Consider the following 11746-nt stretch of genomic DNA (forward strand, 5'->3'; position numbering starts at 1 on the left):
TTTTTTTTTGCGCTTAATATAATGGTAATATAAACAGCCGAAAGATAAAAAACGGGAGATTAACATACCGATTATGTGGTTATTTCATATAAGTTATAGTTAAAAGGAGGTTTTATTATGTCTGGTCATGAATATAAACATGGACCTAAGATTGAAGCAGGTCAGATATTAAATCCTGACTGTTTTCCACCACCAAATGAATTGGTTTGCATACAAGTACCGAAGATATTTGACCAAGTTGCATTAAGAGAATGTGTGACAAGATCGATAAAAATCAGAAAGTGCGGTCCGGAACCCCATGGACCGATACACGGCCCTTCTCCTGTAGATTTTGAAGGGGTAACTGATTTTGATATAGTCGAAATAAAAGTTGTATCCAAAACCGATTCTTTAACAAGGGCAGGGTTTAAAAAATTAAAATTGATGGTGAAAATTGGATACAAGATTCACTATTCAATTGGTGACACATCGGAAATTGAATATGATGAGGCTGTTTTCAATCTTACAGTTAACGAAATATACTGCCCGAGTTGTGTAGCACAGATAGGTGTAATCAAGGCAAAAGATTGTCCGGATATTCACGGCGATAAGAATAAGACTGCTGATGTTGATGGTACGTTCATTAAGGTAGAAGCCCTTGCAGAAGCATTTAATGATGCTTATCATCCGGAAACAGGTATATTAACCTTTGATATCGGTGCATTCTTTATAGTAAAATGTGAATGTGTTGTTCAGCTGTTGATACCTTCATACGGTTATTGCCCTGTTCCTCCGGAACAAGTTAACCCTGCTGCACAGAACTGCAGGACATTTAACGATAGAACCAAGACACCGTTCCCAACTAAATTCTTCCCGGATCAAAAGTGGAATCCTTTAGACAGAAATGAATAACTTAAATAAAAAAACATGCAGATCTGCTTTCCGGCAGGTCTGCATGTTTTATGCCGACTTTCGTATGAAAATAGTAAAAGCGAGATGCTCGATAACATCGAAAAGGTCATAAGTTGGAAATTTGGAGTGGAAAAGTATGGTGAATTATTATGTGGCGTTAGAATCAAGGACCCATGCCTTTTTGTTGGAACGCAGAATGAAAAATGAGGGAATTGAATGTGAAATTTCCTTTTTGCCAAGAGAAGTTATGAATGATTTGTGCAATATGGGTATAAAGTTTAATGAAAGTGTTTTTCCGGAAGCAATTGACCTGCTGAGACGTTGCGGTTTGCCGGGTTGCAGTCTTTATAAAGAAATAGTAACGCCTGATGGTTATATATACAGTGAAGTGCAAATATAATTTGTGTATTGAATTCGTTTAAGATGACAATTGTATATACATGATAAAGAAAAATAAAATATTGAGTGCCAAGTTTTTTGGGAAATATGAATTTTTAAAAAAGTAAATTGTGAAATAATAAGGATGCATGGTTGCTTTAGAAGGTTGGAACCATGCATTCTCTGATATTTGGATTAATTTTTGATTTGTATTAAGATTAGTTCACTATAAATTCAAAGGAAATTTTTATGCTACATCCACCAACTTTTGTTTAATATATACCAATGAACTGTTTCGAATAAACCGTTATCCATATTGTATTTATGTCCCCAACTGAGGTTGTTTCTGATTTTATAGCTGTTTACAGCGTGATGGACTTCCGGAATTTTGGAATTGTCTGATTCCAATTTAATTTCGGGCTTTCCGAGTATTTTTAGAATTTTATTTGCAATTTCCATATCGGTATATTCTGTTCCGGATCCTATATTATATATCTCTCCTATTTTTCCGTAAAACAATATACGTACCAAAGCAGTACAGTGGTCAAGAACATATAGCCATTCGCGATGCTTATTGTTTTCTTCACTCAAAGCTATTGTTTTATTCTCAATTGCACTCTTAATACATGACGGTATAAATTCTTCCAAATACTGATATGGCCCGTAATTTTTACAGCACCTGCTTATAATTGCCGGAAAATTGAAATGAGTCACAAAAGACTTTACCAGCATGTCTGAGCTTGCTTTTGAAATTGCGTAGGGGTTTTGAGGTGAAATATTGGACTCTTCATTGAAATAATTGTCCGCGTCACTATTAGAACCGTAAACCTCAGTTGTGGATACCTGTATAAAACGGTTACCCTCATAATTATGCTTACTCCAGAAGTACTTTGCACTTTCAAGTAATGTAAGTGTACCTAAAACGTTTGTTTCAAAAACAGAGGCAGGGTTTGTCAGACTTTTATTGACATTGGTCTCACAGGCAAAATTTATTATATAGTCGGGACGGTGCCTTTTTATTACATAATTAACGAGATCTTGATTAAGTATGCTGCCTTTTACAAAATGGTATCTCGGTGACTTTTCAAATTCTTTAAGGTTATTGATATTTTGTGAATGGGTGAGGTTATCTAAGTTTATAATAATGTAATTTTTATTACGTCTGAAAAAGTAGTTAATGAAATTACTGCCCACAAAACCTGAACCACCGGTTACTAACAGCACTTTCATATAAATCACTGTCCTTTAATCTTGATTAATTATATATAAAAAACATACAAACCTACTTTTATTTAAATAGTGGTATCCTTTACAAAAAAATATCTTATGTATACTTCATTATATCTATAAAAAAAGAAAAAAGTGATTGATTATGAAAAGATTTTTGATTTGGATATACTTGAAATAGTCTGATTTTATAGTAGAATAAGACTAGACGGTTTAGAAGACAGCTTTATTTACAAATGCTAGTATATGTTGGAAACCAGCCTGTTAGCATTTATAGCATCATTTATAGTATTACCTTGGAATATTGAAAAAATTATTTGTTGCAAGTTAGAGTATGGGTTTTTAATATATTGTGGAGGTATTTACAATGAAAGCTGGCAGAAGTATATCTATAACTTTGATATGTGTTATTCTTGGAGTTATGCTGGCCTGGCAGTATAAAAGTATAGTGAACAATAATAAAAAAGATATTACAAAATATACAAGGTTGGAAACTGTTAAAGACGAACTAATTGCCCAAAAAGAACAAAATGAAGATTTGAGGAAAAGGAATGAGGAGTTACAAAAAAGAATTGAGGAATTTGAGAATTCTCAAGGTGACTTAAGCCAATTGGAAAAAAATTTGGAAGCTGAACTGGAAAGGGTTAGACTTATAGCAGGTTTAACAGATGTTGAAGGTGCTGGTGTAGTTATTAAGCTTGAATATGTAGGAAAAGAATACGTCAGGGAAAATGCTATATTGCGTTTAATAAATGAACTTAAGGCTGCCGAAGCACAAGCAATATCCATCGAAGATGAGAGGATTGTTGCCATGAGTGAGATTAAAAGAGGAGGAGACTTTATAGTAGTAAATGGCAAACAGATGGTAAGTCCTTTTACAATTAAAGCTATAGCTGATCCTAAAAAATTGGAAAATTCATTGACGATGATTGGCGGAATTGTAGAGGAACTTGAGTTAGTATATGAAATGAAAGTTTCTATAGAGAAAAAGGATAACATAGTTATTCCAAAAGTTAGAGACGATGGTTCCGTTTTGAAGTACGATTTGTTGCATCCGAAAAAACACTAAAAATTTAGCTGTTTTATCTAAAAATAAAGACAGTTGGCCTATTTCAATAAATAAACTGCTAATGTTTTGACATTAAGCTTATTATCAAATATTGTTATATCTATTTTTGCTAAGATTTCTCAAATAATCTGCGGTTATGAAGGAAAAACCTGTACCAGGCATTATTGGGGTTTGATTGTTTTTGTCAGGTTGATGAGAAGTGTTTGGTTCATCCTCTCTATTTTTATAATCGTAGCCACTAGTTTTCATCGAGTAGTGTTGGTTATTTGGATTTGCATGGCTGTATTGAATTTGCATATTTCTGAAGCTGTTTTCAATACTTCTGTATATGCTTTCGACATCAAAACGATTCTCTAAGTTTGCCAGTTTTGATGCTATATCCGTTATGTTTTCTTCCAGTTTTTTTAAGGAATTTTTTATTTCATCTACATTTTCCAATAACATTTTGATATTTTCTGTATCAGCGGAAGTTAAACTGTTAGCTTCTATATTTTCTGAAGATTCTACCTCATTTTTTTCAATTTTTTTTTCCGGTTCTCTGCCTATGTAGAATCTTCTGTTATATGGATACATTTATATACCCCCTTCAGGCAATCATAATTTTTGTAGTTTAAATATTATAAAAATACCTTACTGGTATTATATTAATTTATTCCAAAAATGTGCCATAATAAAAGATATCAATTTATATAAAATTGTAGTTTTTCATAACCAGATTAATAGTTTAATGAAAAATAACTTCGCTTTTAATGAAATAAGATGCCGGTTGAGAAAAAGTTTTAAGCGGAAGTTATTTTTCATTACACTTAAAATATTCAATATTGCTATATTTGACTCTAATTTGCTACATCAAAGGAATAATTCATTCCTGAGTTGTTGTCCCAGTTATTGGCGCAATCTTTGAAACATAGGTTGAGAGTATCTGCTTTTAAAACCGGGATAGTAACTTCAAAACCGGTATCGGTTTTTGTCATGGCATAATCTGTTTCGTTATCCCAGTTGGTGCCAAAGCCTACTCGAGCATAAACATGGGAAGCACCGCTTTTTGCCAAAAGTCCGTCATATAAAATAGTAATATTTTCTCCCACTGTTGGTACGGCAGGTTGTATAGTAACACCATTGGATATATAATCTTTATTGTTGGATTTACATTTTCTGGGCATGTTATTACCTCCATTCATTTATTTTATAAATTGAAATTTATAATTCCAAAAAACACATGCCTTTAGATTTGTGCATTGTACATAGTAAGTATTTATCGTTCTTATTATTCTCATATTTTTATATTAAATAAGATTAAATAACTGTAAATTTGTTAATTTATTCATAATATTGAAGTTTGATATATATAATAAAATAGCTTGACCTGTTTCGAAAATGCAGGATATCGGGAAATTTTTTTCTTAAGTACAATTTTTTATGTCACTGAAAAATGAAGAAAATTACAAAGTTGATTAAAATTAAGTGAATTAAACTTGTCTATATTACAAAAGCTTTATTTAGGTAGCCAAAGTATAACGAAGCTAAAAAATAAAAAAAACCGTACTTGTTTCCTTTAACTTAGGTTATTTTTAGAAACGGCCTAAATATTGTATGATAATGAAAGGATGAATTAAATGAAAGCGGTTATCATGGCAGGAGGAGAAGGTACTAGATTAAGGCCTCTTACCTGTAACAGGCCAAAGCCGATGGTTCCAATAGTGAATAAACCGGTTATGGAACATATTATTGAGTTGCTGAAAAAATATGACATAACGGATATAGCGGTTACATTGCAGTATCTGCCGGATCTAATCCGAGATTACTTCGGAGATGGTTCGGAGTTTGGAGTAAAGCTTAGATACTTCGTTGAGAAAACTCCAATGGGTACTGCAGGAAGTGTAAAAAATGCTGAAGAATTTCTGGATGATACCTTTATTGTAATAAGCGGAGATGCATTGACAGATATTAATTTAAGCAAAGCCATAGATTATCATATGAAAAAACAATCTATGGCAACTTTGGTCTTGAAAAAAGTTGATATTCCATTGGAATATGGAGTTGTTGTTACAGATGAAGAAGGAAGAATTATTAGATTTTTGGAAAAGCCGAGCTGGGGAGAAGTATTCAGTGATACTGTCAATACAGGAATATATATTCTTTCTCCTGAAGTGCTTGGTTTTTTCAACAAAAACGAAGTATTTGATTTCAGTAAAGACCTTTTTCCAATCTTGCTAAAGGAAAATAAGCCTATGTACGGTTATATTACCGATGAATACTGGTGTGATATTGGAGATTTGCGAGCATATTGGCAGGCTAATATGGATGTGCTTGACCGAAAAGTAGATGTGCAGATTCCAGGCAAGCAAATAAGGGAAAAAGTTTGGATTGGAGATGGAACAACTATTGAAGATGGTGCGGTAATAGAAGGACCTTGCTTAATAGGATCAAATACCAGGGTAAAAAGTAATGCAATGCTGGGAAGTTATTGCATAATAGGGGACAACAACATAATATCCGAACATAGCAGTATAAAGAAAAGTGTAATATGGAAAGGGTGCAATATTGATAAGAATGTTGAAATTCGAGGAACTGTAATCTGCAATAAAGTAATTTTGAAAGAGCATTCTTCTGCTTTTGAAAATTCTGTTATTGGATGTGACACGACAGTAAAAGAGCATGCAATAATTAAGCCAAATATAAAAATTTGGCCTAATAAATTGATCGAAGAAGGTACCGAAGTAAATTCAAACCTTGTATGGGGTTCAAAATGCATACGGTCAATTTTTGGGCAAAGAGGGCTGGCAGGCGAAATAAATGTGGATATAACCCCGGAATATGCCTCAAAACTTGGTGCTGCTTATGGGGCAACGTTAAAGGGTAAAGGTACTGTAGGGGTAAGCTGCGAAGATTCAAGTGCAGCAAAGATGCTTAAAATATCTTTTATTTCAGGTTTATTATCATCCGGACTTAAAGTTATTGATCTGGGTATACTGCATTTGCCTATATCGAGAGCTGCAGTAAGATTTTATGGGGTGGACGGAGGTATTCACATAAGTACTTCAAGTTCAAACCCTGGCAGATTGCAAGTGGACTTTTTGGATAAAAACGGCAGCAATATAAACAGGGCATTGGAGAGAAAAATTGAAAATGCCTTTGCCAGAGAAGATTTTAACCGATGTGAAGGGGATTTGATTAAAGAAGTGGAAGTAGTACCTGACTTTACTTCCTTCTATTTGAGAAATATAATTAACAACACTAAGAATAAAAGCTTTGATTATAAAATAGCATTGAATTCTCCGTCAAAATTTATATTAAGCACTGTTGCCGAACTTTTGAAAACTCTTGGTTGCACTGTTGAAGAAACAAATCTTAATTTTGGGAAGTCAGGAAGAAAAGAAAAAGATGATTCAACTGAACTAAATTACTTTACAAGCATGGTAAGGACGGGAAATTTTGACTTTGGTGTATCCATAGAAGATACATCCGAGAGAATGATGCTTATTGACAGCAAGGGAAGGATAATAAGCGAAGATATGTTTACAGCTTTAGTGTCACTGATTATGTTTAAAACTGTTGAGGGTGGCACAGTAGTTGTTCCGTTATCCGCTACTCATGCTGTCGAAAAAATTGCCGAGAAGAATCATGGAAGGGTATTAAGGACAAAAACTTCTCCCCAGGATTTAATGAACAGTATTCTTGGAAATGAGGTAAAAGCGGAGTCTATTGACCAGTTTAATCTTTACTTTGATGCCATTTCCGGCCTTGTAAAAATAATGGACTTTTTAAAATCCAATAACTACAAACTTGACGATCTGGTTGATATGATACCGAATTTTTACGTTCATGAAAAAGAGGTAGAATGTTCCTGGAATGCTAAAGGAAAAGTAATGAGGCAGATAATACAGGAAAGCGGTAATAACAATGTTGAGACTTTAGAAGGTGTAAAAATATATAAAGACGGCAGTTGGGTTTTGATACTGCCTGATGCAGAGCAACCCGTATGCAGAATAAAGAGTGAGAGTTATTCTGCCGAGATTGCTCAGGAATTAACCAGTTTTTATGCTGACAAGGTTACACAAATTAGCAATAGTTAGTATTTAAATATTAAAGTCTAGCATCTAAATACAAAAGTAAAGGGGTATTATTGCCCCTTTGCTTTTGTATCTATACATATTTTATAAATTCATCAGATTTTCTTCAGAGATTGGAGTGTACAACTTATAACCTTCCTCGTAATCTCTTACAGCATCGATGAATCTGTTATCATCGCCTCTTTTAAACACTTCAAAAATTATATCGTCCATATAATCGTCAAAATAGTTTGTGACGAGATAGAATTTTACTCTAAGGTCTGTTAAGCCTCGAAAGAAATTCCTGGCCGGAGTTAACCCTACATCAGCGATAAAACTTAAATCTTCTGCTGCTATATCGTAATTGGAGTTTGAACGTAAAATATTTATGTTTCCGGCTTCAACCCAATTTGATGTGTTTATTCCCAGAAGTTTAAACTCCTCTTGTATTAAGGCTCTGCATAAATAATGCCTTGTGCTCTCAGAGTTTGACTTTGTATACTTTTTCTTGAAGTAGCTTTCGCTAAAATCAGTAATTGTCTTTTTTAGGATTACTTCCTCATGGAGCAATAGATTATTGTCAATAAGAAATTTTAGAAAGTTTACATCTCTGTCGCCGCCGCTGTCAGCTTTTAAATTGTCGAGTAAAGTATCTATGGATACAGCAAAGTTTATTTTATTGAGCTTTGTCATAAGTATATTGCTTTCCAAAGTTTATCACCTCATTCAGCCTTTGTTTTGTCTCAATTTATTATATCCATACTTTGATTTTATTCTCCAAATCCTAAAACAAAATTAATGGTTATTTTTTCATAAATGTATGTACTTAAAAATGGATGGTTGCAAACAGCGCACAAAAGGAATATATGAAAAATACCGATGATTTACGAGTTCTGACACTTGAAATAGTGAAATTTTATAGTAGAATTAAAATAAAGGATGAAGGCAAAAACATTATGAAGACCAAATCTGCAATTGCTAAAAATATGTTGAATCTACGGTTGGTGTGACGAAGAAATTGGATTTCAGCAATGTGAAAAAGTACATGGAAGGGATGAAGCTGTATGCTCCGCAAAGACCAGAAGTATGTATTGATGTTTATATTCATTTTTCTTGGAATTTTAACTACAGTTCAATTCAGAAGCATATTGCATAACAATAGAAATAAGCCATCCATAGCTTATGAAATAGAAAGTTTAAAGAAAGAGCTTGAAGCCGAAATAGCTGCTGGAAATGAACTTAGAGAAGAAATTGAATTTAATACAAAGAAAAAAGAGAGTATATTAAAGACTTTTGTTACCGGTGAAGATGACGGTCAGCTGATGGAGCAATGGGAGGAATTAAAACTCTATGCAGGATTAACCGATGTTAAAGGAGACGGTGTAATTATAACTTTGAATGACGCTGAAGAGAAAAATCCCATTGATGTAAATTGGAGTTTGCTTCATGATTCGGATATCTATGAGGTAGTCAATGAGCTAAAAAAAGGTGGAGCACAGGCTATATCAATAAATAATGAGAGGGTAATTTCAACAACGGAAATTGTGTGTGCCGGACCAACAATTCGTGTTAATAGAAACAGATATGCTGTTCCTTATGAGATTAAGTCTATTGGTGATCCTAAGCGTTTGTATTCCACTTTTATTGAAAGTCCTATTTATTCCGTTTTGAAGTGGTTGGGAATAAGAGTTGAAATTAAAGAAGCAAAGAACATTGAAATACCAAAATACAACGGTAACATAGACAACTTGGTTAAAGGTGTGGAGGTAGTTGAACAGTGAAATTTATTAATACTGTATCATTAACTTTAATTTGTATGATAATGGGTATTACTGTAGCCTGGCAGTATAAGAGCGTTTATAACAATAAAAAAACTGCCAGTGTTCAGAGTATGACCCTGGAAGATTTAAAAGATAAACTGATAATTGAAAAAAAGAATAATGAAGAGTTGAAAAGCAGAAGGGATGCTTTGGACAAAGAAATTAGGGAGTTTGAAGCTGCAAAAGGAAATATTGACCTGTATAAAAAGAATATTGGAATGGAAATGGAAAAAGCTCGCATAATTGCAGGGTTAACTGATGTTAAAGGTTCCGGAATCAATATCACTATTTCTGTTAAAAATACTAATCTTGCCTGGATTAGTTTCAAAGATTTATTGTCAATTGTTAACGTGCTTAAAGCAGCAGAAGCTAATGCCATTGCAATAAATGGTGAAAGGATAACTGCTATGACCGAGATTTCTGAGATAGGAAATTATATAATAATTAACGGTGTACCTATGAGTTCGGATAAACCTTTTGTAATAAAGGCTATTTTTGAAAATCAAAAAATTGATTATTCTGTAAAAATGTTAGGAAGTATTTTTGATAAAATGGAGAAAGACGGATATATCAATGTTGAAGTTGAAAAACTTGACAGTATTACAATTCCTAAAATAGAAAAAAACAGATCCTCCATTAATTTTGATTTACTTAAAAGATAGTAATAAAAAAGTTTCCAATCCTGCCTATAAAATTGTGACATCCTTATTCATTTTTGGAATAGCCTAATGGTCTTTTTTAAACCCAATACTTATATAAATAATATAGACCGTAAAATTGAACTTGTCTGCTATTAGCAGTAAAATAACGCTTTGATAAACTTATCGTGAAATGTAAGAAATAAACTGAAATATGATTGATAAACATTAGGCATTCAAGTTGGGAAATTTATATCAAGTATCTGGGGGGATTGGAAAATGAAGAAAAAGATAATAGTTCTTTGCCTTTTGATATTTGCTTTGCTCACCATAAATATCATCAGCCGGGAAAGCAATAACAATTTATATTTGCCTGATTTAGGAGGAGTGTATTCTGCAAGCTTTGATGATATTGATTTCAGCACTGAAATAACAGGTATGTTAAGTGAAGGTGTAATTGATGAAATTGCTTATGAGGAAGCTTTTGCAGGCAATAATTACAGTGGTGAGTATAAAAACGATTTATTGAGATGGGGTATACTCAGGAAAGGTTTTGGAGAAACCCCTGCTGCTGATCCAGGTGCGCCCGAATTGTTGGAAAAGTATGGAGGAAAATACCTGGGCGATACTGAAAAAAATGAGATTTATCTTACTTTTGACGAAGGTTATGAAAATGGATACACTTCAAAGATTCTTGATGTTTTAAGGGATAATAATGTAAAAGCTGTGTTTTTTATTACAGGACCATATTTAGCCCAACATCAGGATCTAGTAAGAAGAATGGTAGAAGAAGGCCATTTTGTTGGCAATCATACCATACACCATCCAAGTTTGCCAAGTCTTGATGATAAAACTTTAGAAGAGGAAATTTTAGGTCTCGACAGAGCTTTCTTTGAAAAATTCGGCAAGCATATGCAATTTTTAAGACCGCCTAAGGGTGAATACAGTGAGAGAACTCTGGCAATAACTCAAAAGCTGGGGTATGTAAATTTATTCTGGAGCTTTGCCTATGACGACTGGCATAAGGATAAAATCCGCGGGGCTCAATATGCTTATGACAAAGTTATAAACAATTTGCATAACGGTGCAGTTGTTCTTTTACATGCCGTATCTAAGGATAATGCCGATGCTTTGGATATGATAATTAAAGGCGCAAGAAGTAAAGGGTTTGAGTTTGGAGACCCAGCTGATTTATTAAATTAAACGCACTGAACATGTAGTCGTGCAAAAATCCTTATCAGGGGGATTAAATTATGCCTCGCAAAAAAAAGATAGCTAAAAAAAAGAAAAACAGTGAAAAACCTAAAGTCAGTCTGAAGGAAAAGATGTCGGAGTTATTTGAACTGCCCAAGGATGTTGTGCTAAATGTGCCTAAATTAACCATGGTTGGAAATGGTGATTTGCTGATAGAAAATTTTAAAGGAATTATTGAATATGATAGTGACAGAATTAGAATAAATACCAACTGTGGCATAATAAAAATAACAGGAACTGGGCTTGGAATAAGGGAGATCACATCAGAAGACCTGATGGTTAATGGCAATATAACATGTCTGGAGTTTTTAAGGTAATAAAAATTCTTTAAAATACCCTATCTAAAGTTTTAAACATTTTTAGCCGTTTATGGCTGCTCTCTAAGGAATCACACAATACACAATAGGACAAAAGAAG

At 33.4% G+C, this 11746-nt stretch carries 12 protein-coding genes; 8 read left to right on the plus strand and 4 right to left on the minus strand.

The features are described 5' to 3' along the window. The first annotated feature begins 117 nt into the window (after positions 1-117). Positions 118-891 carry a hypothetical protein gene (locus CLOCL_RS06960; protein ID WP_014254682.1) on the plus strand — a complete coding sequence of 258 codons (774 nt, stop codon included), beginning with the start codon at positions 118-120 and terminating at the stop codon, positions 889-891. A gap of 136 nt (positions 892-1027) precedes the next feature. Continuing rightward, a complete protein-coding gene (locus CLOCL_RS06965) occupies positions 1028-1291 on the plus strand; it encodes a putative Se/S carrier protein (protein WP_014254683.1) in 264 nt (87 codons plus the stop codon). A 230-nt stretch (positions 1292-1521) separates the two neighbouring features. On the opposite strand, the gene CLOCL_RS06970 is transcribed toward CLOCL_RS06965, so the two are convergent. After that, positions 1522-2499, minus strand: a complete 978-nt coding sequence (locus CLOCL_RS06970; protein WP_014254684.1) for a dTDP-glucose 4,6-dehydratase — start codon at positions 2497-2499, stop codon at positions 1522-1524. A 364-nt stretch (positions 2500-2863) separates the two neighbouring features. Here CLOCL_RS06970 and CLOCL_RS06975 point away from each other — a divergent pair, with 364 nt between their 5' ends. Beyond that, a complete protein-coding gene (locus CLOCL_RS06975; protein WP_014254685.1) occupies positions 2864-3565 on the plus strand; it encodes a DUF881 domain-containing protein in 702 nt (233 codons plus the stop codon). Positions 3566-3649: 84 nt separating this feature from the next. On the opposite strand, the gene CLOCL_RS06980 is transcribed toward CLOCL_RS06975, so the two are convergent. Both CLOCL_RS06980 and CLOCL_RS06985 read right to left on the minus strand, forming a co-directional pair. After that, the gene (locus CLOCL_RS06980) at positions 3650-4138 is read right to left on the minus strand and encodes a hypothetical protein (protein WP_014254686.1); all 489 of its coding nucleotides are present in this window, start codon (positions 4136-4138) and stop codon (positions 3650-3652) included. Between the two features lie 263 nt (positions 4139-4401). Further along, a complete protein-coding gene (locus CLOCL_RS06985) occupies positions 4402-4728 on the minus strand; it encodes a carbohydrate-binding protein (RefSeq protein WP_014254687.1) in 327 nt (108 codons plus the stop codon). A gap of 453 nt (positions 4729-5181) precedes the next feature. Between CLOCL_RS06985 and CLOCL_RS06990 the strand changes: the two genes are divergently transcribed. Further along, a complete protein-coding gene (locus tag CLOCL_RS06990; RefSeq protein ID WP_014254688.1) occupies positions 5182-7641 on the plus strand; it encodes a mannose-1-phosphate guanyltransferase in 2460 nt (819 codons plus the stop codon). A gap of 81 nt (positions 7642-7722) precedes the next feature. Here the strand turns inward: CLOCL_RS06990 and CLOCL_RS06995 are convergent, their stop codons facing one another. After that, positions 7723-8328, minus strand: a complete 606-nt coding sequence (locus CLOCL_RS06995) for a hypothetical protein (protein ID WP_014254689.1) — start codon at positions 8326-8328, stop codon at positions 7723-7725. A 353-nt stretch (positions 8329-8681) separates the two neighbouring features. On the opposite strand from CLOCL_RS06995, the gene CLOCL_RS07000 reads away from it, so the two are divergent. From CLOCL_RS07000 to yqfC, 4 genes are all read left to right on the plus strand, one after another. Next, positions 8682-9398, plus strand: a complete 717-nt coding sequence (locus tag CLOCL_RS07000) for a DUF881 domain-containing protein (RefSeq protein ID WP_014254690.1) — start codon at positions 8682-8684, stop codon at positions 9396-9398. Then, the gene (locus tag CLOCL_RS07005; RefSeq protein ID WP_014254691.1) at positions 9395-10099 is read left to right on the plus strand and encodes a DUF881 domain-containing protein; all 705 of its coding nucleotides are present in this window, start codon (positions 9395-9397) and stop codon (positions 10097-10099) included. Before CLOCL_RS07000 ends, CLOCL_RS07005 begins: the two co-directional genes overlap by 4 nt. A 255-nt stretch (positions 10100-10354) precedes the next feature. Continuing rightward, the gene (locus CLOCL_RS07010; RefSeq protein WP_014254692.1) at positions 10355-11278 is read left to right on the plus strand and encodes a polysaccharide deacetylase family protein; all 924 of its coding nucleotides are present in this window, start codon (positions 10355-10357) and stop codon (positions 11276-11278) included. A 50-nt stretch (positions 11279-11328) separates the two neighbouring features. Beyond that, complete coding sequence (gene yqfC / locus CLOCL_RS07015; RefSeq protein WP_014254693.1) at positions 11329-11646, plus strand: sporulation protein YqfC; 318 nt, start codon at positions 11329-11331, stop codon at positions 11644-11646. The last annotated feature ends 100 nt before the right edge of the window (positions 11647-11746 follow it).

The organism is Acetivibrio clariflavus DSM 19732 (assembly GCF_000237085.1).
Taxonomy (GTDB): Bacteria; Bacillota; Clostridia; order Acetivibrionales; family Acetivibrionaceae; genus Acetivibrio; species Acetivibrio clariflavus.

What these genes read in the sequence shown, in the direction of transcription:
- CLOCL_RS06960 (WP_014254682.1), top strand. Translation starts at nt 118, where the DNA reads ATGTCTGGTCATGAATATAAACATGGACCTAAGATTGAAGCAGGTCAG.
- CLOCL_RS06965 (WP_014254683.1), top strand. Translation starts at nt 1,028, where the DNA reads ATGGTGAATTATTATGTGGCGTTAGAATCAAGGACCCATGCCTTTTTG.
- CLOCL_RS06970 (WP_014254684.1), bottom strand. Translation starts at nt 2,499, where the DNA reads ATGAAAGTGCTGTTAGTAACCGGTGGTTCAGGTTTTGTGGGCAGTAAT.
- CLOCL_RS06975 (WP_014254685.1), top strand. Translation starts at nt 2,864, where the DNA reads ATGAAAGCTGGCAGAAGTATATCTATAACTTTGATATGTGTTATTCTT.
- CLOCL_RS06980 (WP_014254686.1), bottom strand. Translation starts at nt 4,138, where the DNA reads ATGTATCCATATAACAGAAGATTCTACATAGGCAGAGAACCGGAAAAA.
- CLOCL_RS06985 (WP_014254687.1), bottom strand. Translation starts at nt 4,728, where the DNA reads ATGCCCAGAAAATGTAAATCCAACAATAAAGATTATATATCCAATGGT.
- CLOCL_RS06990 (WP_014254688.1), top strand. Translation starts at nt 5,182, where the DNA reads ATGAAAGCGGTTATCATGGCAGGAGGAGAAGGTACTAGATTAAGGCCT.
- CLOCL_RS07000 (WP_014254690.1), top strand. Translation starts at nt 8,682, where the DNA reads ATGCTCCGCAAAGACCAGAAGTATGTATTGATGTTTATATTCATTTTT.
- CLOCL_RS07010 (WP_014254692.1), top strand. Translation starts at nt 10,355, where the DNA reads ATGAAGAAAAAGATAATAGTTCTTTGCCTTTTGATATTTGCTTTGCTC.
- yqfC (WP_014254693.1), top strand. Translation starts at nt 11,329, where the DNA reads ATGCCTCGCAAAAAAAAGATAGCTAAAAAAAAGAAAAACAGTGAAAAA.